The organism is Paenibacillus sp. DCT19 (genome assembly GCF_003268635.1).
Taxonomy (GTDB): Bacteria; Bacillota; Bacilli; order Paenibacillales; family Paenibacillaceae; genus Paenibacillus.
In genome coordinates, this window is sequence record NZ_CP029639.1 from 1871024 (window position 1) to 1894817 (window position 23794).

The 23794-nt window shown below is 44.6% G+C and carries 24 protein-coding genes; 21 read left to right on the plus strand and 3 right to left on the minus strand.

All coding sequences use genetic code 11. The annotated features are described in order from the left end of the window. Positions 1-110: 110 nt before the first annotated feature. The 4 genes from DMB88_RS08405 (at position 111) to DMB88_RS08420 (ending at position 3338) form a co-directional block, all read left to right on the plus strand. Positions 111-236: a YHYH domain-containing protein gene (locus DMB88_RS08405; protein ID WP_254438627.1), complete on the plus strand. Its 126-nt coding sequence runs from the start codon at positions 111-113 to the stop codon at positions 234-236. 14 nt (positions 237-250) lie between these two features. Beyond that, on the plus strand, positions 251-1228 hold the full coding sequence (locus tag DMB88_RS08410) for a S66 family peptidase (protein ID WP_128100998.1): 978 nt from the start codon (positions 251-253) through the stop codon (positions 1226-1228). 120 nt (positions 1229-1348) lie between these two features. Next, positions 1349-1999, plus strand: coding sequence for an RsiV family protein (locus tag DMB88_RS08415; RefSeq protein WP_128100999.1), 651 nt, complete (start codon positions 1349-1351; stop codon positions 1997-1999). 310 nt (positions 2000-2309) lie between these two features. Beyond that, positions 2310-3338 (plus strand): glycoside hydrolase family 5 protein, encoded by a 1029-nt coding sequence (locus DMB88_RS08420; protein WP_254438504.1) that lies wholly within the window; start codon positions 2310-2312, stop codon positions 3336-3338. A 208-nt stretch (positions 3339-3546) separates the two neighbouring features. Here the strand turns inward: DMB88_RS08420 and DMB88_RS08425 are convergent, their stop codons facing one another. After that, entirely contained in the window at positions 3547-4704 is a 1158-nt protein-coding gene (locus tag DMB88_RS08425) for a glycosyltransferase family 4 protein (RefSeq protein ID WP_128101000.1), read from the minus strand. A 273-nt stretch (positions 4705-4977) separates the two neighbouring features. On the opposite strand from DMB88_RS08425, the gene DMB88_RS08430 reads away from it, so the two are divergent. The 8 genes from DMB88_RS08430 (at position 4978) to DMB88_RS08465 (ending at position 13652) form a co-directional block, all read left to right on the plus strand. Beyond that, a complete protein-coding gene (locus DMB88_RS08430) occupies positions 4978-5547 on the plus strand; it encodes a DMP19 family protein (protein ID WP_128101001.1) in 570 nt (189 codons plus the stop codon). A gap of 64 nt (positions 5548-5611) precedes the next feature. Continuing rightward, a complete protein-coding gene (locus tag DMB88_RS08435; RefSeq protein ID WP_254438628.1) occupies positions 5612-6127 on the plus strand; it encodes an AAA family ATPase in 516 nt (171 codons plus the stop codon). 55 nt (positions 6128-6182) lie between these two features. Then, complete coding sequence (locus DMB88_RS08440; protein ID WP_128101003.1) at positions 6183-6473, plus strand: hypothetical protein; 291 nt, start codon at positions 6183-6185, stop codon at positions 6471-6473. A gap of 263 nt (positions 6474-6736) precedes the next feature. Next, positions 6737-7192 carry a PTS sugar transporter subunit IIA gene (locus tag DMB88_RS08445; protein WP_128101004.1) on the plus strand — a complete coding sequence of 152 codons (456 nt, stop codon included), beginning with the start codon at positions 6737-6739 and terminating at the stop codon, positions 7190-7192. Then, entirely contained in the window at positions 7192-7509 is a 318-nt protein-coding gene (locus tag DMB88_RS08450; RefSeq protein ID WP_128101005.1) for a PTS fructose transporter subunit IIB, read from the plus strand. The genes DMB88_RS08445 and DMB88_RS08450 overlap by 1 nt, the downstream gene beginning before the upstream one ends. Before the next feature lie 28 nt (positions 7510-7537). Beyond that, positions 7538-8656 carry a PTS fructose transporter subunit IIC gene (locus DMB88_RS08455; RefSeq protein ID WP_128101006.1) on the plus strand — a complete coding sequence of 373 codons (1119 nt, stop codon included), beginning with the start codon at positions 7538-7540 and terminating at the stop codon, positions 8654-8656. Positions 8657-8902: 246 nt separating this feature from the next. Then, a complete protein-coding gene (mngB, locus tag DMB88_RS08460; RefSeq protein WP_128101007.1) occupies positions 8903-11587 on the plus strand; it encodes a mannosylglycerate hydrolase in 2685 nt (894 codons plus the stop codon). A gap of 88 nt (positions 11588-11675) precedes the next feature. Further along, complete coding sequence (locus tag DMB88_RS08465) at positions 11676-13652, plus strand: BglG family transcription antiterminator (protein WP_128101008.1); 1977 nt, start codon at positions 11676-11678, stop codon at positions 13650-13652. Positions 13653-13812: 160 nt separating this feature from the next. On the opposite strand, the gene DMB88_RS08470 is transcribed toward DMB88_RS08465, so the two are convergent. Continuing rightward, positions 13813-14586: a sporulation protein gene (locus DMB88_RS08470; RefSeq protein ID WP_128101009.1), complete on the minus strand. Its 774-nt coding sequence runs from the start codon at positions 14584-14586 to the stop codon at positions 13813-13815. A 396-nt stretch (positions 14587-14982) separates the two neighbouring features. Here DMB88_RS08470 and DMB88_RS08475 point away from each other — a divergent pair, with 396 nt between their 5' ends. The 9 genes from DMB88_RS08475 to DMB88_RS08515 all read left to right on the plus strand — a co-directional run bounded on the left by DMB88_RS08475 (position 14983) and on the right by DMB88_RS08515 (position 22002). Further along, positions 14983-15666: a class I SAM-dependent methyltransferase gene (locus DMB88_RS08475; RefSeq protein WP_128101010.1), complete on the plus strand. Its 684-nt coding sequence runs from the start codon at positions 14983-14985 to the stop codon at positions 15664-15666. Positions 15667-15722: 56 nt separating this feature from the next. Beyond that, positions 15723-16250, plus strand: coding sequence for a YfiT family bacillithiol transferase (locus tag DMB88_RS08480; RefSeq protein ID WP_128101011.1), 528 nt, complete (start codon positions 15723-15725; stop codon positions 16248-16250). A gap of 242 nt (positions 16251-16492) precedes the next feature. Then, entirely contained in the window at positions 16493-17212 is a 720-nt protein-coding gene (locus DMB88_RS08485) for a class I SAM-dependent methyltransferase (protein WP_128101012.1), read from the plus strand. 44 nt (positions 17213-17256) lie between these two features. Further along, complete coding sequence (locus DMB88_RS08490) at positions 17257-17955, plus strand: SDR family NAD(P)-dependent oxidoreductase (protein ID WP_128101013.1); 699 nt, start codon at positions 17257-17259, stop codon at positions 17953-17955. Between the two features lie 57 nt (positions 17956-18012). Continuing rightward, a complete protein-coding gene (locus DMB88_RS08495; protein ID WP_128101014.1) occupies positions 18013-18561 on the plus strand; it encodes a hypothetical protein in 549 nt (182 codons plus the stop codon). A gap of 21 nt (positions 18562-18582) precedes the next feature. After that, the gene (locus DMB88_RS08500; RefSeq protein ID WP_128101015.1) at positions 18583-19005 is read left to right on the plus strand and encodes a GNAT family N-acetyltransferase; all 423 of its coding nucleotides are present in this window, start codon (positions 18583-18585) and stop codon (positions 19003-19005) included. A gap of 45 nt (positions 19006-19050) precedes the next feature. Then, on the plus strand, positions 19051-19596 hold the full coding sequence (locus DMB88_RS08505; protein ID WP_128101016.1) for a GNAT family N-acetyltransferase: 546 nt from the start codon (positions 19051-19053) through the stop codon (positions 19594-19596). Beyond that, complete coding sequence (locus DMB88_RS08510; protein ID WP_128101017.1) at positions 19583-20803, plus strand: RtcB family protein; 1221 nt, start codon at positions 19583-19585, stop codon at positions 20801-20803. The genes DMB88_RS08505 and DMB88_RS08510 overlap by 14 nt, the downstream gene beginning before the upstream one ends. A 185-nt stretch (positions 20804-20988) precedes the next feature. Next, a complete protein-coding gene (locus DMB88_RS08515; RefSeq protein WP_254438505.1) occupies positions 20989-22002 on the plus strand; it encodes a DUF4272 domain-containing protein in 1014 nt (337 codons plus the stop codon). A 252-nt stretch (positions 22003-22254) separates the two neighbouring features. On the opposite strand, the gene DMB88_RS08520 is transcribed toward DMB88_RS08515, so the two are convergent. Then, a complete protein-coding gene (locus DMB88_RS08520) occupies positions 22255-23295 on the minus strand; it encodes a LacI family DNA-binding transcriptional regulator (RefSeq protein ID WP_254438506.1) in 1041 nt (346 codons plus the stop codon). Positions 23296-23794: the final 499 nt, after the last annotated feature.

Below are 23794 nucleotides of genomic sequence, written 5' to 3' on the forward strand. Positions count from 1 at the left end.
ATTTTCATGTAGAATGATGTGGAATCTAGTAAGCCCTAAAGCATAGGGCGTGATCGAAGGGTGATTTTGTGAAAAAAGTAGTCATTATTTTATTATCTCTAGTTGTACTTGTGGGTGTCTCATCATCCGCCTACGCTCATCCAGGTAGATTGGATAAGAATGGTGGACATAAGTGCTCTGCAAAGTCCAAGCAAAAAGGTCTGTGCACAGGATACCATTATCATAAAAAGAGATAGGAGGAATATACACCATGATTGCACCTAAGCTGCAACCAGGAGACGAAGTTCGTGTGATCTCTCCATCGAGAAGTCTCTCCATTATAGAAGAGCAGCATATCCACCTGGCCAAACAACGATTGGAGGCATTGGGTCTAATCGTCTCTTTTTCCGCTAACGCATATGAAATGGATGATTTTGCTTCGTCCTCTATTGAATCGAGAATTCAAGATTTGCACACAGCCTTTGCCGATCCACAAGTCAAAGGAATACTGGCAACAATAGGTGGGTTCAACTCCAATCAGTTGCTGCAATATATCGACTATTCGCTTATCCAAGCCAATCCGAAGCGATTCTGTGGTTATTCTGATATTACTGCATTGAGTACCGCTATCTATACGAAGACAGGGCTGATAACCTATTCGGGTCCTGCGTTTTCGACGTTTGCTATACTTCATGGCAACGAATACACCGTCGAGTTTTTCGAGAAAATGATGATAGGATCGGCCGATTCAATTCACGTTACACCCTCTGTAGATTGGAGTGATGATGCGTGGTATCGGGATCAAGAGAACCGTCAATTTATTACGAACCAAGGGCCAGTGATTCTGAACGAAGGACAGGTAGAAGGCACCGTTATTGGCGGGAATCTATGTACACTGAATCTACTTCAAGGTACAGAATATATGCCTTCTCTAGAAGGGGCAGTCCTGTTCGTTGAGGATGACTATATGGCTGATCCGTCTACATTCGATCGGGATTTACAATCACTTATTCATCAGCCCGGGTTCGAGCAGGTGAAAGGGTTAGTCATTGGTAGGTTCCAGAAAGCATCAGGAATGACGCCTCAATTATTAGATAAAATTATAAGCAGCAAGCGGGAATTAACGCACATTCCGGTTATTGCAGATGTCGATTTTGGACATACCGCACCACATTTTACTTTCCCGATTGGGGGCAAGACCAAGCTTAACGCACAGGGCACGAGCGTGGAGCTCTGGATTTCAGAGTGAATATCGGAGTGAAAATCAATTGATATCTCACTTGTGATAAGTAGGAATGGTTAATATAATTACGTTTGGCATATGTAAGCAGACAATCCCACAGCCGATGTGGAAATCTAGAGGTGAAACATGAAATTCAGATGGGTGTATGTTCTTATTCTTGCTTTAATAACTACAATCATCTTACCTACAGCGGACGCAAGTGCAGCAGGTACGATTGCAGTGAAATCGAAAGTACTTTATTACAAAGGTCAACCGTACATAGAGCTTACAGGTGGAAACAAGAGTGTGACAACGAAGCTTAATAAGATGTTTAAGGTGCATGCCGTTAACATTGTGAGTGCAGACAAAAAGATAAAAAAAGAAAATAAAAAGTATTCCGTAAGCACCACAAGTGCCACAGTGAAATTTAATCAGAAAGAAAAAATATCTGTCGTGTACGAGGATTACATCTATGCAGGAGCAGCACATGGTTTTCCATCCTCAACGTCCTACAACTATGATCTTAGAACGGGTAAGGAACTGAAATTTAAAGATTTCGTGCAAAACGATGACCAACTAGCTAATTTAGAAGACTCCATCTCAAGTACCCTTAGAGCGATGTATAATGCAAACCAGGGTATTTTTGAAGAAAATATTAATGATTTCCCCTTGGATCAAGATCCTGCATTTTTCCTCTATGATAAGGGGATCGTAATTCGCTTCTATCCTTATGAAGTTGCCTCATACGCTGCAGGATTCGTTGATGTTAAAGTTCCTTATAGCAAAATAAATAAGTAGGTAACCCAAGTCAAGGTAACTATAAAACTAGGTTTAGACTAAGCGTGGTTCTTTAATGAATCATGCTTTTTTATTGTTTTACAGCTGAATCACTCGTGCAATGACGAGCGATAGAACGAGTACATACATATTTCTATAAAAATATTTAAAATATTCTAAATAATTCCAGTATTTTTCATCATTTTATAGTATATTTAAGGTATTCGGGAGGTGATAGAGGAACATCGCAACGTTGGTGATCTGTATGGCTTCTATGTGCATGCATACCGTAAGCGAAGCTTAACCCATTCCATGAAGGAGGTTTTAGTTGATGCCTATTGGTTGTTGGTTACGAAAAGCCGTTCTGTTAACCTTGTCGTTCATGTTAGTATCTGTCGCGTACTCACCCCATCCCGCTTCGGCAAATGCGAGTCCTGTGCAAGGATTTCATGTAAGCGGTACCAATTTATTAGATGCTACCGGAGCTCCTTTTGTCATGCGTGGTGTAAATCATGCTCATACCTGGTTCAAGAACGATCTGGAAACTGCGATTCCAGCCATTGCGGCGACCGGATCCAATACGGTACGCATTGTGCTATCGAATGGAAGTCGCTGGACAGCGGACTCGCTAACTGATGTGGAGCGAATTCTGGCACTCTGTGACCAGTACCAGCTGACAGTCATGCTGGAAGTTCATGATGCAACGGGTTCAGATAGTATAACGGAGCTTAAGAAGGCTTCGGATTATTTCATCAGCATCAAGCAGGCTCTAATTGGTAAGGAGGATCGTGTCATCGTGAACATCGCTAACGAATGGTATGGTTCATGGGGCACCGATGTATGGGCAGCCGGATACCAGCAGGTCATCCCTGAGCTTCGTCAGGCCGGCATCCGCAATACCCTTGTTGTAGATACAGCAGGTTGGGGACAGTACCCAACGGCGATCTTTAACAAAGGGTTAGATGTGTTTAACTCCGATCCGCTCGCAAACACAATCTTCTCCATTCATATGTACGAGTATGCAGGCGGAGATGCAGCAACGGTAAAAAATAACATTGATCAAGCGCTCGCTCTTGGTGTGCCTGTTATCGTCGGAGAGTTTGGCTTCCAGCATACCAGTGGTGACGTGGATGAGGCGACCATTATGAGTTATGCTCAGCAAAAAGGAGTAGGTTGGCTCGCGTGGTCTTGGTACGGAAACAGTGGTGGTGTGGAGTACCTTGATCTGAACGTTGGCCCAGCAGGCGCGCTGACGAATTGGGGACAAACCGTTGTGAACGGACCTAACGGTACGCAGCAAACATCGGTTTTGAATCGCATCTACACCACACCAGGGTACCAACCAGTACCTGCAACATAGGTGGCATAATAAACACATCCCATGGATTTAAAAGAGACCTTGAATAGAAGTTTGTAATGGAAACCTCCAAAAAGGAATGTCCAAAAGAAATTCCCAAAAGAAACTTCCATTAAAAATTTCACTATTTGGAGAAACGCCTTCAAGCTGTAACCTGCGGCAGGAGTTCCGGTGTACAATCATCTGCCGCAGGCAGATTGGAGGGGGAGTCCTATGCGGATGAAAAGGTTGTTTTGAATCGTCGATTTCGCTGCTCAATAATCTTCTCATAGTCTTCAATAAGTTGGTCGAAGATGTTCTCCCATGACCGCTGCTGTGCAAGCTTTCGCCCATAGTTGCCCATGGCTTTGAGTTGCTCAGGATGGTTTGCCCATAGACCTATCTCACGAATGAGTGCATCTGCACGACCCGCTTCAAACAAAATGCCACTGCGATGGTCAGCAACAAGATCCCGTACACCTCCAGCATTAGCCGCTAACACAGGCAAGCCCGAAGCCATAGCCTCCAACACGACGTTGCCGAACGTTTCTGTACAGGAAGGAAATACAAATAGATCTGCCGAAGCATACATATGAGCAAGCTCATCTCCATGAAGATAACCAGTGAAAGTTACATTTGCCGGTGCTTGTTGACGCATTTTGGGGAGCAGTGGTCCATCGCCAACGATAACCCAGTGAATACGTGATTGCAGCTCAGCTGGTAAATGCTGTATCGCCATAGTAAGTGTGCTGATATCCTTCTCAGGCGCGATTCGTCCAACGTAGAGCAGGATGAGCGGAGCAGTAATCCCATGCCGAATACGGAATTCTGAATTTCGCTTATCCGGCCTATATAGATTGCAATCAATTCCACGCGACCATTGCTTTAATCGCTGAATGCCTTGTTTGTGCAACGATTCGAGAGTCTCCAGTGAAGGGGCGAATGTAGCGTCGGCTCCGCGGTGAAACCATTGGACATACTTCCAGTAGAGGGGAATCATGCTTTTTAATCTGTAGTATTCGAGGTAACGATCGAAGTGGGTATGATAGGATACGACATGGGGAAGATGGTTTTTGTGAGCATAACGGAGGCCAAGCAGTCCCATATTGAATGGTGTGGAGATATGTAGCAGATCCGGCTGGAATGCCTGCAATTGTTTGTAGGTGGAGGTTCTGCTGGGTAGAGCAATTCGACATTCGGGATAGAGGAAAAAAGGGATATTAGCAACAGGTCGCACCGGAAAATCATCATTGCTCTCGATAATGGAGTTCGGAGTGAATAACAGATGTTCGATCCCTCTGCGCTGCATATGGGTACTCCAGCGTGCGAGCGTGGCGGCTACGCCATTGGTATCTGGAGCATAAGTATCCGTGAACAAGGCCAGGCGCATGATCATCCTCCCGTGACTCTTGATGCCAAGATCATAACAACCGTTCATTATGCAGAAGTCAACGGCACGTTAACTTATTGCGTTTTCTTGTAAATTGTATGAAGCACCGATGAAGCGTATCAGCTTCTTATCCTGGCAGGTACTCTGTCAGCAGTAACTTGTATAGCATATTCTGCTATGATGGGATGAGGTGTCGGCACATACTGTCAGCAGAATGGTAAGTAGTCATCATTGGTAGCTCGTTATAGATAGAGAATTATTGGAGGCAGAGAAATGAAACAATTAATAGAAGAATTACAGCAATTATTACCTTTGGATCAGCTTGAATCCATGTCAGGTGAAGAAGTGGTGGGTAACGTAGCGATGGATCTATACCGCGCTGAATTTGCTACCATTAGAGAATGTGGGACAGAGATCCCGCAAATCTTACGAGAAATGATCCTTCTTATTGAACTAGACACCGAATTATCGATGAATGGAATAGCTGGATATTTGGAAAATTCAAGTGGGCAATTTATAAGTGAAACGACAGCGGTGTTACAGCGAATCGGTAATGAGACGGATGCAGAGATTATGCAGAGTATTCAGGACATTTTATCCGCGAACGGAGTGAGTGCTGCACAGCTTAGAGAGAATGTGAATGGGTTGTCCGAGGGGGAGGTAACGAATTCCTTAGAGGTGCATGGACAGCAGGTTCATGAAGTGATGCAACAAGTACAGCATGTAGCGGAAGGATTATTGATGCAATCTGACAATGAAGAAGTATTTGAAATGCTCTATCAGTATGTGGATGCCAACATGGACAGTTTGAAGCAGCAGTTGGAGCAACTCTTATCTGAATAATGAAGCGAACTTAAGATGTATACGCGACGAGCGTGATACGGAGGAGTGGACTTGCGTGATTGTGATGATCAATGGAGCATTTGGCGCGGGCAAAACGTCAGCTGCGAACCAGCTACAGCCGTTAATTCCAAACAGCATGATCTTTGACCCTGAAGAGATTGGTTATATGCTGCGAAAGGTGATTCCAGAGGACGTAAGAATGAAGGAAGAGAACACAGACGATTTTCAGGATATGGAACTATGGAAAATACTTACCGTAACCATCGCCCGTGAACTGAGGCATAAGTATGATAAACATTTAATTGTGCCGATGACAATCTATGATACAGAACGCTTCGAATATATTTATCGTGGGCTTAGTGAATTAGACAGCAATCTGTATCATTTTACACTAATGACTTCAATGGATACATTGCATGAGAGGTTAGCCAAACGTGGCGATAAGCTAGGTGGGTGGACGTACCAACAAGCGGTTAAATGTCTAGAGGCATTTCAGGATGTGCAATTTGAACAACATATTGTAACCGATGATATGACTACGGATGATGTGGTCAAGCACATCTATTCCAACGTGATGTAGAAGGAACTGACTTTGGAATAGCGTTCAACCATACAATCCATAGGAGGGCTAAACGATGAGATTGAACAAACGTCTGGCGATTGAATCCATTATCTTAAGTCTGCTGTTAACCTTGGGTATTATCTGTTGGCAAGTCATCCAAGGTATGATATTAACGTATCGATATGAACCGGCTATTGTATACAGCTATTCTTCTGTGGAGAAATTGCAATCTACAGTTGCGTTTGGGACGGTTGTTCGAGCTGATCTGACATTCATGTTAATGAGTGGAGCAGAACTTATTCTATTCACATGTTTGTACTACTATGTTCGTTCAAGAATGAAGCAACGGAAGGCACATCTGTAACGTAATGCTCGTGAAACAAATCTGGATGCATGTGAAACAAACCTAGATACTGTTAACAAATACATGCTGGTTTATCATTCACCCTTCAATTAAACATCGTTCCCTATCTCCCTGAGTCCTTCTGGACTCGGGGTTTTTAGGTTAAATCTAATGTTTTTCCGGTTCGAAGGGGAAATTTTGTATATCCAAGCTGGTTAAACAATCCGTTACAATGATCTTGTAAGCGCTTATCGTGTTGGATAGAGAGAGGAGAGACAGGAATCATGATTACAACAGATCAGATTTATCTGGATCAATCATTGCCTAACAAAGAGGATGTATTTCAATTCATTTCCGCCGAGGCTGAACGTTATCACATTACGAGCAACCGCGAACAGCTTGAAGCTGATTTGTGGGAGCGTGAACAAGTCTATTCCACGGGGTTGCAGGATCACTTCGCAATTCCTCATACGCAGAGCGAAGCGGTGACTCGTCCAGCAGTAATGGTGATTCGTTTGAGCGAGCCGATTGACTGGGATTCTCATGATGGGAAGCCTGTGAAAACCATTTTTGTCATACTGGTACCGAAGGGTCATGTGGACGTATCTCATCTGAGGATTATTTCCTCACTAGCTACATTATTACTCGAAGATTCATTCAAAGAGGGCATTGCAGCAGCGGCGAAGCCGGAAGATGTATACGGCTTGCTTCATCAATATACGGAAGGACTGGTGTCATAATGAAAATCGTAGGTGTAACTTCATGTATCGCAGGACTTGCCCACACGCCAATGGCAGCAAAAGCATTGGAGAAGGCAGCAGTACAATTGGGTTACGAGATCAAAGTTGAGCAGCAAGGCGCAATGGGACAAGTGAACAAGCTGACAGATGAGGACATTGCAGCGGCTAATTTTGTACTCATCGCTTCGGATCAAACGGTGAAGGATATGGAGCGATTCGGCGATAAGAAGGTCGTTCGTGTCAAAATCGGTCATGCGGTTAGTCAAGCTGAAGCGGTGCTAACCAAAGCGGTAGAAGCGGTAAAAGCACAATCCTAAATTATCTTCCATATGAGGAGAGAGTAAGATGAGAAAATGGTTTGGTGAAGCAAAAACACATCTCATGACAGGTATATCCTACCTGCTGCCAGTTATTATCGCGGGTTCCTTGGTTGTAGCGATCTGTAAGATTATCGCGTTGTCGATGGGTATAACAGACCTTGATCCATACAAAGATGGAAGCGGATTCTTGCATATTTTATACCTGGTACAAAATGTAGGTTGGAGTGGTATCGGGCTACTGACCATTGTATTGTCTGGTTACATTGCTTATTCAATTGCTGACAAACCGGCGCTGGCCGCTGGTTTAATCGGTGGGGTATTGGCTCAACAGACAAACGCAGGTTTTCTAGGCGCGCTCATTTCGGGTTTCTTTGCCGGATATATCACGCTCTGGGTCAAAAATAAAGTTAAAATCACAGGTCCAGCCGAGGGCTCGGTACCCTTAATCATTTTGCCACTGATCACTGTGGGACTGACGGGTTTCCTAATGGCCGTTGTTCTTGGCGGACCACTGGGCGCGCTCAATGATTATCTGATTACATGGGTACAGAACATGAGTCAGAGCGGAACCAATACAGTCTTGCTTGCTATTATTCTAGGTGCAATGATCGGATTCGATCTCGGCGGACCCGTGAACAAAGCCGCTTGGATGGCAGGTAACGCGTTGTTCCTATCTGGTGTATATCTGCCTAACGTATTCATCAACATTGCAATCTGTATTCCACCACTTGGCTACGGTTTAGCAACATTGCTAATGAAGAAACGTTTCTCCAAAACGTATCAGGAAGCGGGTAAAGGTGCTGTCATTATGGGTGTCATCGGCATCACAGAAGGAGCAATTCCATTTACTTTGCGTAATCCTGCGAAAATGATTTTGGTCAACATGGTTGCCTGTGCATCAGGTGCAGCACTAACCGCGTTGCTCGGCGCGCACATCATCATGCCACCAATCGGTGGATTGTACGGTGCAATCTCCGTAGGTACACCACTTGCGTACCTTGCCGGAGGAATCTTCGGGGCACTCATTGTTGCGGGAGGGACGATGCTTGTTAACTTCCGAGATGAAGAAGAGAAACAACCTGCTGAAACGAAGGAAGCTTCTGTGAAGAAAAATGGAGAAGAGATTGAACTGGTGTTTGATTAAATAAATGAGAATTTATTAGAACCAATATGTATTCAACTAAACTTTTACACGAGAACGAAGGGGACAGAAATAACGTGAAGAAGCGAAACGTTCGCCTTTATCCCTGGATTTTCCCTTTGGAGAAGGGAATCAAAAAAATCTGGGGATAACAGCGATCGGAAGGTTGTTCTGTCATCGGAGTGGTTAGTGTAAACATCTTTTAGTTGAACTATATAGAGCTAAATAAGCAACTGGAGGGATACAGAGATGAGTGAGAGAGAACGTACGAAGGTGCATGTTATTCCACACACACACTGGGATCGGGAATGGTACTTCACCACCTCTCGTTCCAAAGTTTATCTAGTCAAACATGTCAAAGAAGTGCTAAATGCACTGGAGAATATCGAAGGATTTCATTATTATCTGCTAGATGCTCAGGGCTCCTTGTTGGATGATTACATCCGTTGGTGCCCAGAGGACGAGGAACGTATTCGCAACCTAGTTTCAGCTAAACGACTCATGACAGGCCCGTGGTATACCCAAACAGATCAGTTGGTCATTTCCAGTGAATCCATGGTTAGAAACCTGTACTATGGAACGGAAACAGCACGCAAGTATGGGCATTCCATGAAGGTTGGGTATGTGCCAGATGCGTTTGGACAATCAGCACAAATGCCGCAAATTTATCGGGAGTTCGGAATTGAACGCTTCTTGTTCTGGCGTGGGGTGTCCGATAATACGAATCCGCGTACCGAATTTACGTGGGAAGGATCGGATGGTAGCCAAGTTTTCGCGGTTCAAATGCCATTTGGATACTACTACGGAGGAAACATTCCAGAAGATGCCGAGGATTTGCAGCCGTATTTGGAAAAACAGATTGGCGCGCTTGAAAACAAAGCATCAACGCGGCATATTTACTTCCCCAACGGCTTCGACCAAGCACCGGTTCGTTTGAATCTGCCTCAGTTGATTGAACGCTTCAACGAGCTAGATGACAAACGTGAATATGTAATGAATGAGCCGGAACGCTTCATGGCAGAGATTGAAGCAGACAGTCATGATCTGCCGGTACTCCGTGGTGAGTTAATGGAAGCCAAGCACATGCGTATTCACAAATCCATTTTCTCCACGCGTGCAGATCTCAAGCAACAGAATAACCAGATTGAGAACTTCATTGCGAACATCTTAGAGCCTGTACTTGCCATCAGTCACTCCCTAGGGCATGAATATCCGCATCGCATTGTGGAAGATATTTGGAAGTTGATGTTTGAGAATGCAGCGCATGACAGTATTGGTGGATGCAATAGTGATACTACGAATCAGGACGTCGCTTTCCGTTACAAACAGGCCAATGACATCGCACGCAATCTACTAGATTTGCATATGCGAATGATTGCTTCAACCATTGAGCAGGAGGAGACATTTGCCTTTACCCTGTTCAATACTTTACCGTATGTTCGTGGGGGTGTTACGGAGATTGAAGCGTACATTCCAGAGGAATCGTTTGTCATTCGTGATACGAAGGGAAGAGAACTGGCTTATACGATTGTGGACAAAGTAGATCAGACAGACTATGTGTTAGGGCAACACATTGATCTGAATCCAAGTCGTAAAGTCTATCTCCCAGATCGTGTATACCGCGCGAAACTATTGGTAGAACTGCAAGAGGTTCCAGCGATGGGGTATACTCAGATCATCTTTGACTTTAGTCAGGGAGCAGCACCTGCGATTGAGCGGCGCAATGATCAGCATATCGAGAATGAATTTTTTGCTATCGTTGTTGAAGATAACGGTACATTAACCATTACAGATAAAACCTCTGGGCAGACGTATGCCAATCAGATGGTGTTTGAAGATAACGGTGATGACGGAGACTCTTACAACTATTCACCGCCGGAGCGGGATCTAATTGTATCCTCCATTGGCAGCAAACTGAATGTGACTACAGCGAAGACCACCGTTCTTGAGGAACTTCAACTGGGATGCACACTGAGTGTGCCTGCGGATCTGCATGAACGTGAAGCGGGTATAAGCTCGGGACAACTGCCAATTCAAGTTCAAGTGGGACTTCGTAAGGGCGAGCGATTGATCCGCTTTGAGCTTAAGGTACAAAATCAGGTGCTTAGCCACCGACTGCGTGTACTCTTTGATACAGGTCTAGTCTCCTCCTTATCGATTGCAGATCAGCCTTTTGGTATCATTGCTCGTCCTACATCCTTGCCTGAAGCCCAAGTGTGGGAACGTGAGAAATGGCAAGAGAAGCCGATCACGATTGAAGCGATGCAGAGTTATGCGGGATTGAATGACGGTAATCGTGGCATTGTGGTGATCACCGAAGGAGTGCGTGAATACGAGATTGTAGGCGAGAAGATGGATACCATTGCTTTGACCTTGTTCCGGACGTTTGGTTTCATGGGTAAAGAAAATCTTGTGTATCGCCCGGGGCGAGCTTCGGGAGAGAAAATCGTTGCTACACCAGATGCCCAGTTGCTGGGTGAGCTGAACTTCTCGTTTGCACTGTATATCCACAATGCAGGACTGGATGAAGCGAAGGTAGCGCATGTTGCGCGTGAGTATCTAACACCGATCGCTAGCTATCAATTATGTGACTTTTTGAATGGCCGATTGATCTTCGCCTTCCGTGACGAAGAGCGTACGTTGCCACAGAACTATAGTTTGATGTCCTTTAACGAGGAATCCAATGCTGTACTCAGCGCGTTCAAGAAAGCGGAGCATAGTGATGGATATATTATCCGCGTATTCAACCCGTACTTGAAGCAAAATGCACAAGCAACAGTTCAGTTCAATCAGTCGGTTTCGGTGGAACGAGTATCCTTGGCAGAACGGTCTTTGGAGCCTGCACAGGTTATTGCGCGTAAAGAGCAAGTCATTTCATTACCTGAGCTTACCCATTGCAAGCTGTTGACCGTCCTTGTATCTAAGGCAGATTAATATAAATACTGTTCACAGTTAGACGTGGTCAAATGGTTATTATCGAATGCTCAGCTTAGACAGATCAGAGAGGAGGTCGGATATCGATATGATTTTTCCATACAAACGTTTACAGAAGTTGTTTCTCCTTCTTCATGGTGAAGGGCAGGATCAGGCGTGGACAAGCCAGGCTCTTGCAGAGAGACTAGAGGTCACAGTGAGAACCATTCGGGACGATCTGAAGAAGCTGGAGAGCATCCTTGTACAACATGGAAGCAGACTGGAATCCAAACGAGGCAAGGGATACTCCATCGTAATTGATGAGCCCTCCAGTTATGATGAGTTGCTTGAAAATCGGCACAATCTTCAATCCGGAAGCTTGCCTATGCCTGGATCGCCTGAGGAGCGGATACGATTTGAATTGTTTAAATTGTTAAACGAACCAGGTCATATCAAAATGGAAGACCTCGCTGATCAATTGTTTATAAGCCGTGCAACGATGAATAATGATCTGAAGATCATTCGTCAGATTCTGGAGAATTATCAATTGCAGCTCTGCATTAAGCCTGGATATGGCGTGCAGGTAACCGGGGATGAGAAAAACATCCGGTATTGCCTCGCTGAATATGCTGACGTGCGTGATGAACAATTACAGTTGGCTCCGGATGGAATTACAGTCGCGCAGGAGCAATTGTTACAGCCTGTTGATCCAGCCCAAATTCGGGAAGTGGTGATGCGACATTTGCGTCATAAGCATGTTCGGATCGCTGATCTGGCTCTAAAGGATCTGATCACACATTTGGCTGTTATGGTCCTACGTGTGACGCAGGGTCATGGGCTAGAGAAGTTTGATACGGTAGAGGCGAGTGGGCAGGATCAGGAACTTGCTCTGCAAATGATTAAGGATCTGGAGGCGTTATATTCCATTCGTTTCTCTGCCGGAGAGTGCGATTATCTGTTATTGCATATCATTAGCAAAAAAATGACAGCTACCGATTGGGGTGGTCTATCGGATGATCCTCTATATGTTACCGTTCAGCGGATGCTAGATTATGTCTATGAACGATACAGTTATGATCTGAGAGATGATGAACGATTGCCGCGTGACCTTTACGCCCATCTGAAACCTATGATTACACGGCTAGAGCATGGGATGAACATGCGTAATCCGCTATTGGGACATATCCGTAAATATTACCCACTGGCGTATGAGATTACGATTGGTGCGGTTAAACAGCTACAGACGTATGTGCCTTATGAAATTAATGATAGCGAAATTGGTTATCTGGCATTGCACTTCGGAGCGGCGTTGGAGCGCAAATATCAGATTCCTCATCGAAAACGAAAGTCCGTCCTGCTTGTATGTGGCTCAGGTTATGGAACAGCACGTATCCTTGAATCGCGTCTGCGCTCATTGTTTGCGGAGCTTGAGGTATCTCGCGTAGTCTCCTTACGTGAATATGAGGAAATGGTGAGTATTCCCGAGGATATGGTGATCTCCACGATTCGCTTGCGAGAGTCTAAGGGCAAGCCTTCGGCTGTTATCGCTGCCATTCCTTCAGAACGCGATATGGCAACCATTACGCACATGGTTCGTTCTAGTGATACTCAAGAAGAAATGACGTTACTACGCTATTTCGACCCTGAATTTTTCATGTATCGTACGGATCAGCCTGACAAGTTCAAGCTCATGTCTGAGATGAGTGATATGTTATCAGCGCGAGGTGTAGTGACAGAACGGTTTTGGCCTGCATTACAGGAGCGTGAGGAGATGGCTTCTACCGCTCTGGGTAGAGGCATGGCAATTCCCCATCCATTGGAGCTAAGCTCTACACGGACAGTTGTCTCCGTCTGTTTGCTGGAGAAGCCTATTCGTTGGGATGATGAGAATGAAGTACACGCGGTATTCATGTTATCGATATGCAAAGAGGATTATGAGCAAGCGATGGGCATCTACGATCTATTTGTGGAATTGATCCGCCAAGAGGAACTACTTGAGGGATTGCGCACCTGTGATGCCTTTGAGGATTTTGCCCAGATCGTACGTCATACACTGAGTACCAAAAGTACAGATGCATATGCTTAAGTAGCAAAAGGTATGATCGGGATATTACATGTAAGCTAACAAACAAGCAGTTCTCTATCCGATTAACCGGGGAGAACTGCTTGTTCGTTTATGATTTCTTGTATATTGTTTATGTTCGTTAATGAGCGTTTGTCTATCGTTCTATATCACTTTCAATCAATTATATGTGCTTCGAAATAACTTCTTCCAGCCCTTGTGCCACCGATTGTGCCCCACGTGCAAGATGTCGCTCATACAGGTGTAGACGGACAAAGCTCTCATCTGTACCCATCGCTTCTGAGAAAATGCCACTAAGCCCTCTCGCGCGACGATCAATCTGTAGCAGCAACTCTAACGAATCATCCATCGGATAGAACAGAACCTCCAGCTCATCCAAATATCCACGGAACTTATTGGTTGGTACGAACTCGAATTCCTGAACAAAGGGCAGATTGCCGCCAAGTTTAGGGGCGTAGTCATTGGTAACCTCACGCAACTTGAAGCCAAGGATGTCAATGGCATCTAAGACGGTACGCATCTCTTGGGTGGGTACAACACGTAACAAATCCCGATCCGAAGGATCCACAGCACTTGCAATATCAAGGCCTGTTTCCACCCATACCTCAGCACTATGTAACGTGAGCGGAAGATTTTCCGGCAGGTCAAACGAGAACTGTTTCTCTAACTTCGCGCCTGGTTGCAAGGTGAAGCCATCGGTTAACAAAAACTTGGCGATAGTTGCCTTCTCCTTGAATTTACGATCATCGCGTTCCCGTAGGTAATGAGTGTGAATGCTTAGGTATATTCGGTCGACGATCTGTTCGACATCACCGCCTTGTATGTATACCGTTCCAGAAATAACACCGCCAGGGATAACCTCAGGGGTATCTAACTCTGTATTTACTTTTGCCGCGCCTACGCCAACACTAGCTAACATTTTCTTGAAAAATGACATTTGCTCAACCTCCGGATCAGTTCGATTTCTGGTAAAAAATACGACTGCGACCTTACAGTGCGTGTTCAAAAAGATCGGTTTTCAGTACCGAGAAGATGGGATGAAGATAGAAATGGAGTAGCGGAGCGTAGACAAACTACGTGAGCAACTACATTGTTTCCGAAGGAAACAACCTTCGTAAGCATCTACTTATTTCGGCTGAATCCCATATTCGACGCTGAGATGCTGTAAGGCATCTATCGTAATCAAAAGCGGATTTTTTTGAACAACCTCTTATACGGAATGTGAAGGATTGCCGTTTCAAATTTTATAGTATAAAATTCTCGGAATAGTGGGGGAAATGAACGGTCATTGTCGAATATAGTTAAATAAAGGAATATGCGGAGGAGGAATCGGATGGGACTGGAATGGTACGACATGATTGCGAGACGTAACGGAGGGTATCGGGGCAGGGCGAAGTTTATCGTCGAAGGACAATCAGCGGAAGTTGTGTTTGAGAAACGATTAATTGAAATGTTACCTCTTCATACTACGGTACTTGATGCGGGATGTGGCCATGGTGAGTTTACACTGCGAATGTCAGCTTACGCTCCGTACATTACCGGTTTCGACAACTCCAGCGAGATGATACGAATTGCATTATCGGGGTTGGCATCGTCTGGTGTTAGAAACGTAGAGTTTGTACACGCTACGACCAAGACGAAGATGCCGTTTGTGGATGAACAGTTTGACCTAATCTATGATCGTCGTGGACCAACATCTATCATTGAACATGACCGAGTGCTTCGCAAAGGCGGAACAATCATTGGTATCCATGGTGATGTGAGCAAGGTGAGAGAGCGGTTGTTGAATAACCATTATGAAGATATTGCGATTGAAGAATTCAACGATGCTGTTCTGGTGTTCCCTAATGAACATGAGTTTGCACTCTTTCTCTCCGATACGCCAGGAAATCCAGACTATACGTCGCCTGAACTTCAGGAGTCACTTCAAGCCAAACTAGATGAAAGTCTGGTTGACGGACGAATTTGTGTACAGGAGCGCAAGTATATTTGGAAAGCTGTAAGAGCAGGTGAGTAATGCTATATATTCAGAAGAACGAAATTAACATTTAAACTGAGGTGTGGAGGGAATACATGATAGATTTGAGATATCCTATTGGATCATTTGAACATTCGGGGGAAATTACTGTAGCTCAGAGAGAACAGTGGATTGAGGACATCGCACAGTTACCCACTAACGCTCGTCTAGCTGTAGAAGGATTGAGCCCAGAACAGCTGAGCCTACCTTACCGGGACGGGGGCTGGATGGTCAAGCAGGTCATTCATCACATGGCGGATAGTCATATGAACAGCATGATTCGATTCAAGTTGGCACTGACCGAGGATAATCCAACAATCAAGCCGTATTACGAGGATCGCTGGGCTGAGCTTAGTGATTCACGGGAATTGGATATTGAATTCTCACTTCAGATTCTAGATGCATTACACCGCCGGTGGGTCGGGCTGTTACATACCTTAACAGATGCAGATTTTTCTAAATCATTCTATCACCCAGGTTCACAAGAAACGACTAGATTGGATTACAACCTAGGCGTCTATTCCTGGCATGGCAGACACCATGTTGCTCATATTACTTCACTTCGGGAACGATTAGGTATATGAGATTGGTATAATTTTTATAACTTTCATAGGTAAGTAGTAAAGACGTCTAAGTGGAGCAATACGATCTCCTAGGCGTCTTTTTGTATGCCCATTTTATACTTATAAATCATGGGAATTTTTCAAGAAAAATGGAGAACTTTTGGGTAAAAATGTTATAGTAGAGTGTGCTATGATTTTGAGAGAAAGTGGTTTGAAGTGCTGTTTCTGTAAGGGGTTTTCATCTGAATGAGGAGGCAAAAGCAATGGAGAAAACAATTAAAAATGTGCAGGATGTATATGACATGTTAGATGCGGAATTTCGTTCCGCAAAACAGTTCTGGGAACCTTTTTATGAAGATCGTAGCAGACCAATTCCCTTTTTCCCGAATAAGCCTGATGAGAATTTGGTAGCACATGTGAACTCAGGACTGCTGACTGGAGGCAAGGCGCTAGAGCTCGGTTGTGGGCCAGGTAGAAATGCGCTCTATCTGACGCGTGAGGGTTACCAAGTCGATGCATACGATCTATCCGAGACAGCTATTGCATGGGCAAAAGAACGGGCTAGTGAAGAACAGCTGGAGGTTAACTTTGAGTGCCGATCCGTATTTGAGTTATCTCCGCAGGCAGCATATGATCTCGTATATGATTCTGGCTGCCTTCATCATCTCTTGCCTCATCAGCGTATACCGTATCTGGAGATGATCTATAATGCACTTCGACCAGGAAGCTACTTTGGAATGACTTGTTTTGCTCCGGGATTCGGAGGTATGGGCGGGCCAGAGACGGTTATGGATGATTGGGATGTGTACCGGGAGAAATCAATGAAGGGTGGTCTAGCATTCACGGAAGAGAAGCTCCGCTATATGCTGGAGGAATCCTTCGAGTGCGTGGAGTTACGTCCGATGAAGACGATGAATCAGGAAGATGCTGAGTTTGGCATACCCATCCTCTGGGTGACGTTGTGGAAGAAGAGAGACGCATAATTACATAGATCGTGCAGTTTAAACTTAAATTAGGAGGATGACGAATGAGAACAGAACATTATATCATCACAGGTACTTCTAAAGGCATTGGGATGCAACTAGCAGATGTGTTATTGGAAAGAGGAGCTTGGGTTCACGGGATTTCACGAGGAACTCATGAGTCGTTAACAGGTCATTCTCAATATTCACATTACGCTTATGACCTTAGTGATCATACGGGGATCGATGAGCTGATGACTCGAATTCTGGCACAGGTTTCAGCGCAGGAAGCTGAGTTCGTTGGACTAATCAATAATGCAGCTATGGTTGAACCGCTTAAGCCGATAGATCAATGCAATGCGACTGAGATTAGCCAAAGTATAAATATTAGCTTGGTAGCACCTATGATATTAAGTTCTGCTTTTATCCGCCATAGCCATGCTATGAATGTAAGACGGAAAATTGTAAACGTGTCTTCTGCATCAGGGCAATATCCAGCGCCCTCTATGGGAACGTACTGCACAGCCAAAGCAGGCATCAACATGTTTACGCAATGTCTTGCGGCAGAACAAGGTGGCACGGTGAATCCAGTTGAAGTGCTCACATTTGACCCAGGTATGGTCGATACAGAGTTGCAGGCTGTGGCACGAGGTAAGAGCGAAGCGGAATTTGCGCTGTCAGCACTATTCAGTCAAGCTTATGAAGCAGGTCAACTGCAAGATGCGAGAGATGTCGCTGAGCGACTTCTAGCCCAACTGAAATAACAAAGGAATTCTGGTTGCTGAGGTGCAGTCCGAATGATGCTACCAAGGAGTGAGTTTTTGAAGAAAATAAGTTGGATCATCTTATCGCTCTTGATTATTGCTGCAATAACCCTATTGATCGTTAGAGCCAACAGCTTGAAGCTTGCTTTATCTTGGGGAGGATACTCAACGTCATACTCTACTTACCATCAGGGATATAATGCGAATCAGCTTGAATACAAGGTAATTGAGGCAGGAGAAGAGGATAAGCCCATTTTGCTCTATTTGGAACGTAATAGATTTGGTTTTTGGAAGATTTTATTCGACAGCGGACAGACCCCAGATGCCAAGTTTGCGCACATTTTATGGATGAATAAGGGCGGATTTAAGACATTTACTTTTCAGGATGATCCAACGTTTTCAACGGAGTGGAACTATCTGGCTGTTGGAACCAACGCAGTGAAACAGATTGAGTTGTCGCCTGATTGGCTCCGACCTGGGACAGCCTTCAAAATCCAGCAGTCAGGAAAATCGTATAGCATTTATCTGATCACATATACGGATCCTGAGGATGGTGAGAGCATGGATATATACCAACTGCTGCTCGACAAAGGAATGATTAAATAATCTAATGAGGGATGGTTGTAGATGTCCAATTATAACTTAAATTCAAGTACTGCAGAAGATTCTCAGTATGTTCGTCAGCAATTAATAGCGTATAATGCAAGTCATATATCGACTGAACTCAGAGATCGGTATGAGGAACTAAACTTCCATGTGAAAAATGAGTCTGGCGAGATTGTGGCCGGTATACTCAGTACACTGTGCTGGAACTGGCTTGAAATCGATATTCTGTGGGTAGATCCGCATCAGCGTCATCAGGGCTATGGCTCTAAGCTTCTGCTTGAGGTGGAACAGCTTGCACGCGAGAAGCAGTGTGATTTTGTTATGCTGAACACCTTCTCTTTTCAAGCGCCGGAATTTTACAAGAAGCATGGGTACACAGTAACGACAGTTATTGAGAATGCCCCAACAGGGCACACACACTACTATTTTAAGAAAGATCTTTAAATGAGAGCTTGCTTCATCGTTTAAGGTCAACAGGGGGAATCCATCATGGTAACCGTAAGAGCTATTGAACTTCAGGATTTGCCAGCATTAAGCCACTTATACAATGAGCTGATGGGAACACCAACAAACGAGGTTCAGATGCAGAAGATGTTTCGATATATTCAACAGAATGGGCATTATTATATCCTTGGAGCATTCCATGAGGGGAAGCTGGTCGGCTCCGTGATGGGCATTGAGTGTATGGATCTGGTAGGTCAGTGCAAACCATTTATGGTGGTGGAAAATGTGATTGTATCTGAGCTGGTGCGCAGGCAGGGCATCGGCCAAAAGCTAATGCTACAGATCGAACGGATTGCGAGAGATCTCGCATGTGGTTATATGATTCTGGTATCTGGCGACCAGCGGAAGGAAGCTCATCAGTTTTATGAGAAGCTAGGATTCAAGGATGAGAAGGTACAGGGTACCGGAAGCACTTTAGCTGATCTCGTAAGCCCTGCCGATAATCTACAAATGTTGGTAAAATATACAAAGCTCTTGCTGTCTAATGTCTTATGTGTACAAGGAGGTTTTATATATCATGCGTGTGATTGATAACATTAAAGTTTGGGGGGAACCGCTGGAGAATGCAGTGAGTCAGGCTGTTACTTGCTGGCAGTATGGAGATGTGCTTGGTGTGGCATTAATGGCGGATCATCATAAAGGATATTCTCAACCCATTGGTGGTGTAGTCGCCTACCGTAATATGATTAGTCCTTCAGGTGTGGGATACGATATTGCCTGTGGTAACAAGGCGGTACGTACGAATCTAATGTGGGACGATATTGCTCACGGGATTGCGAAGATAATGGATGAGATTAACCAGGTCGTGTCATTTGGGGTGGGACGGAACAATCCTACACCGATTGACCACGAATTGTTTGATGATACGAGCTGGAAGCTATTTGACACCATCGAGCCTAAGCTAGAGCAGAAGTTAAAGACGCTGGCACGCAACCAACTCGGAACCGTGGGCAGTGGTAATCATTTTGTGGATATTTTCGTGGAAGAAGCTACGGGCAAGGTGTGGATTGCCAATCACTTCGGAAGTCGTGGATTCGGTCATAAAGTGGCGAGTGGTTTCCTTAACTTGGCAGCAGGGCGTGAATTCAGCGGGAAAGCGCCTGGTGAGTCGATGGATCAGCCTCCTACACTGTTTGATCTAGGTAGCGAGATGGGTGATATGTACTGGAAGGCGATGACACTTGCGGGTAGATATGCATATGCAGGACGTGACTACGTCATCGAACAGGTACTGGATATCCTCGGAGCTCGCAGCGAATACGCTGTCCATAACCACCATAACTTTGCTTGGAAAGAAGATCATTTTGGCGAAGAAACTGTCGTGGTAAGGAAAGGTGCAACACCGTTATCCCCAGGACAGCTTGGTTTTGTTGGAGGTAGCATGGGAGATATTTCAGTCATTGTCGAAGGAATTCACAGCGATGAGAATACGGAGTCTTTCCGTAGCACTGTCCATGGAGCAGGACGGATTATGAGTCGTACACAGGCTGCAGGCAAAATGAATTATAAGCTCCGCACACGTATGGGCGGAGAGATTAGTGAAGAACAGATGTATCAAGCCATCCGCGCGTATGGCGTAGAACTGCGTGGTGCAGGAACGGATGAAAGTCCGTTCGTGTATAAGAAGCTGCAGGATGTGCTCCATGCCCATGCAAGTACCTTGAAAGTGAATCATATTCTGCGTCCGGTTGGCGTGGCAATGGCCGGGGGCAATGAGTTTGATCCGTACAAGGATTAATATCTAAAGCAGGTGAATCCATTGAAAAATTGTGCCTTATACAGCTCACAGTTTGACTTAGAGCAAGTTCATGAACTTCTTCGGTCAATGTATCCCAAGATTCGATAGAGCTGAATGAAGATAAAACACATATTACCGTAACTCATAAGAAATGGTTTAGCAAAAGAACCAAAGGATTCAACATCATGACGAGTCGAACGCATCCGGAGCAATTTACAACCATGATGCAAGGCATGATGAATTTTCTTGGTCAGATTGATGCAAACCGCCCTCTTCTCCAGGAAAAAGTATTGATCAAATGCTCAACCTTGAATATGGTGATTGGCATTGAGACAGATGAGGACATATCCGAGGATTTCTTCAATGAGCTGTTGCAACTCGCGGATCAACTCGATGCGCTCATCTTCTGGGGCGGTGGCTCTCTGTTGAACGCTCAAGGACAACTGTTACTTGATACGAACGGTGATTCAGAAGTTGAGGATTACGCAGTAACCGCGCATCCAAGCCTGTTGGATGAAGCGCGGCCACAGTCGCCATCTGGCATTCAGCGTAAGGAGCGATCTGAACGAATTTTGACAGAACAGGGCATTCCATTTAATTCACATTTGCCTGCTAGAGCTGGAGAGGAACATACGAGAATTCGATCTCTTGATGAAGTGGCAAGACGTGCAGTGGCTCTATGTCTTGCGGCTCTCAAGGGAGAATGTTTGGGTGCTGGTGAAAGTGCAGAAGATACCGCCGCGCTTGTCCAAGAGGTTATCGATAAATATGATGCAGGTTCATTCTTCTCGCCAACCGAGCGAAGCTTTATTCAACAACATGGGGCGGAGCAGCAGGAGGTGATCTCCTTCTCGTGGGGATATGAAGCTTATCATGTTATGCTGTGGGCACTTGGTTATGTTCAAGAGTTAGGTGCTCCAACACAGCTATGTAACGTGGGACAAGCGGTAGGATATTTGCAGCAATGTGACACATTTGAAGACTTTATATCTCAAGCTTCATTCCGTGATGCAAGTGAAATCCTAGACGCAGCAGATTTAATCTATCGGTATAACTGGGTCTGTGTAGACAGTCGCGTGAAAGGGACTACACCACCTGCGGGTCTGAATGGAGGGGTAGCCTACGAACGACACCGGGCGTTGAATTGGTTAATCTGTTATCTAGATCAAGAGTGGGATGATGTTAGAACGGATACCTAAGCATGCGACTGGGTGTCGGGAAGAAAAGAAGTTAAACTGCAAATGCAAGCGTAAATACCCCAAGCCATTCATGAATGGCTTAGGGTATTTGTCATGAGTATGATAACAATCGTTTAACATGTCCAAATCTGAAGATGCAGTCTAATACTTGCATGTCAGCAGCCGATAATGGATTCTATCGCTAATCATGTAGAGCTACAGGATTACAAGCATGCATTCTTAGGAGAACCATGGGGCTGACGGTGGTATAGATCAACCGCTATGCCGGCCGAACTGTTCTCGAATAATAACATCTGCGAGAATGAGCTTTTTTTCCACATTACTTTCAGGATTCACAATACGCCATAACATCTGATCCACTGCGCGTGCACCAAGTAACTCCTTGTTGACGTTGACACTAGCGAGCATAGGAATGTCGTTATATACATTATCAAAGCCTGTGACGACACACTGATCAGGTACGCGAATGCCCATACTTTCTAGCGTCTGAATGGTAGAGAGGGCATAAAAGTCATTGGCGCACACAAATACTTCAGGTAAGTTGGTTTCGTTAAACTGCGAACTGAAGGTCTTGCGAAAGTCCTCAAGATCCGGGCTGCTAAGCTCGGGAATCTGGTTGAGTTCAATCCCGTGTCCCACAAGAACTGAGCTGTAAGCCAGCCAACGTTCATAGAAACTGTGTGCATCATGGATGTTGCCTACAAACTGGAAACGTTTGAATCCCTTTCGAAGCAGATAGAGCATAATGTCACGCATGGACGCAAAATTGTCCGTGAAAATACTGTCACTATGGAAGACGGGATCTAGATGATCGACCATCACGACAGGTATACCCAGACGTTTAATCTCGAGCAGGATCGGTGTGGAGATGGAGCCTACCGTAATGATGCCTCGAATGGCATCCGGATTTAATAACGTAAATAATTGGTCAGCAGAAGGCTCTGTCAGTGTCAGTATATTAATACTCTTCTGATTAAGCCTGGAGGATATCCCATTAAAGACGGGGCCCCAGTATACGGATTCCTGATTCTGATAACGGACGTTAGGAAACAAAATTAAAATCGTTCCGCTCCAACGTATGTTTTGTGGATCATTAAGATCATTACTATTGTGTACATCCCCAGATAACGCAGCGTTATCTTTGAAATATCCAAGCTTGCCTGCGGCTTTAAGGATAACATCCCGTGTCTGGTCGCTTACTCCTGATTTTCCAGATAACGCGCGTGAAACCGCAAATTTCGACAAGCCCGTAAAGTGTGCAATTTCCTGAATTGTTACCTTCGTCTTCATCATACCATCCTTACACTCGTAGTTCTGCCGTATTGTCTACAACGAATTATGAAACTGATTCTAGTATACATGATTAATTTCCCTGAATCGAATTACAGACAGACATTTCAAGTGGATAGCTCTAGGTGGGCTTAAACGGATTGTGAAATGCTAAGATGAGTGAGGTTACACGAGAATTAAGGCGAATTTTGTCTAAAAAATTATGTTTTGTTATTTTAAATAAATAACAAAAACAAAAAATATTGATTGGTTCTTCATTCATGTGTACTCAATAGGTGGGATGGATAATATGCTTTGAAATAAGCAGTTATATTGTCTTTAATTGCATTCTAACAGAAGAATTAGAAAATGTTAACAACAAAAATGTTGACGCTTACATTGTGATATGTTAAATTTTGTTTGTTAAAACCAAACGAGAAAATAACAAATGGTGGTGGTCATGTATTTTCTTTAGGGCATATGGGGTGCATCGGTTTCGGTTTGGCCATGATTTGTAAACACA

Bases quoted from the DNA above. Each gene is read 5' to 3' on its own strand.
- DMB88_RS08410 (WP_128100998.1), top strand. From the start codon at position 251: ATGATTGCACCTAAGCTGCAACCAGGAGACGAAGTTCGTGTGATCTCT.
- DMB88_RS08415 (WP_128100999.1), top strand. From the start codon at position 1,349: ATGAAATTCAGATGGGTGTATGTTCTTATTCTTGCTTTAATAACTACA.
- DMB88_RS08420 (WP_254438504.1), top strand. From the start codon at position 2,310: ATGCCTATTGGTTGTTGGTTACGAAAAGCCGTTCTGTTAACCTTGTCG.
- DMB88_RS08425 (WP_128101000.1), bottom strand. From the start codon at position 4,704: ATGCGCCTGGCCTTGTTCACGGATACTTATGCTCCAGATACCAATGGC.
- DMB88_RS08430 (WP_128101001.1), top strand. From the start codon at position 4,978: ATGAAACAATTAATAGAAGAATTACAGCAATTATTACCTTTGGATCAG.
- DMB88_RS08435 (WP_254438628.1), top strand. From the start codon at position 5,612: ATGATCAATGGAGCATTTGGCGCGGGCAAAACGTCAGCTGCGAACCAG.
- DMB88_RS08440 (WP_128101003.1), top strand. From the start codon at position 6,183: ATGAGATTGAACAAACGTCTGGCGATTGAATCCATTATCTTAAGTCTG.
- DMB88_RS08445 (WP_128101004.1), top strand. From the start codon at position 6,737: ATGATTACAACAGATCAGATTTATCTGGATCAATCATTGCCTAACAAA.
- DMB88_RS08450 (WP_128101005.1), top strand. From the start codon at position 7,192: ATGAAAATCGTAGGTGTAACTTCATGTATCGCAGGACTTGCCCACACG.
- DMB88_RS08455 (WP_128101006.1), top strand. From the start codon at position 7,538: ATGAGAAAATGGTTTGGTGAAGCAAAAACACATCTCATGACAGGTATA.
- mngB (WP_128101007.1), top strand. From the start codon at position 8,903: ATGAGTGAGAGAGAACGTACGAAGGTGCATGTTATTCCACACACACAC.
- DMB88_RS08465 (WP_128101008.1), top strand. From the start codon at position 11,676: ATGATTTTTCCATACAAACGTTTACAGAAGTTGTTTCTCCTTCTTCAT.
- DMB88_RS08470 (WP_128101009.1), bottom strand. From the start codon at position 14,586: ATGTCATTTTTCAAGAAAATGTTAGCTAGTGTTGGCGTAGGCGCGGCA.
- DMB88_RS08475 (WP_128101010.1), top strand. From the start codon at position 14,983: ATGGGACTGGAATGGTACGACATGATTGCGAGACGTAACGGAGGGTAT.
- DMB88_RS08480 (WP_128101011.1), top strand. From the start codon at position 15,723: ATGATAGATTTGAGATATCCTATTGGATCATTTGAACATTCGGGGGAA.
- DMB88_RS08485 (WP_128101012.1), top strand. From the start codon at position 16,493: ATGGAGAAAACAATTAAAAATGTGCAGGATGTATATGACATGTTAGAT.
- DMB88_RS08490 (WP_128101013.1), top strand. From the start codon at position 17,257: ATGAGAACAGAACATTATATCATCACAGGTACTTCTAAAGGCATTGGG.
- DMB88_RS08500 (WP_128101015.1), top strand. From the start codon at position 18,583: ATGTCCAATTATAACTTAAATTCAAGTACTGCAGAAGATTCTCAGTAT.
- DMB88_RS08505 (WP_128101016.1), top strand. From the start codon at position 19,051: ATGGTAACCGTAAGAGCTATTGAACTTCAGGATTTGCCAGCATTAAGC.
- DMB88_RS08510 (WP_128101017.1), top strand. From the start codon at position 19,583: ATGCGTGTGATTGATAACATTAAAGTTTGGGGGGAACCGCTGGAGAAT.
- DMB88_RS08515 (WP_254438505.1), top strand. From the start codon at position 20,989: ATGACGAGTCGAACGCATCCGGAGCAATTTACAACCATGATGCAAGGC.
- DMB88_RS08520 (WP_254438506.1), bottom strand. From the start codon at position 23,295: ATGATGAAGACGAAGGTAACAATTCAGGAAATTGCACACTTTACGGGC.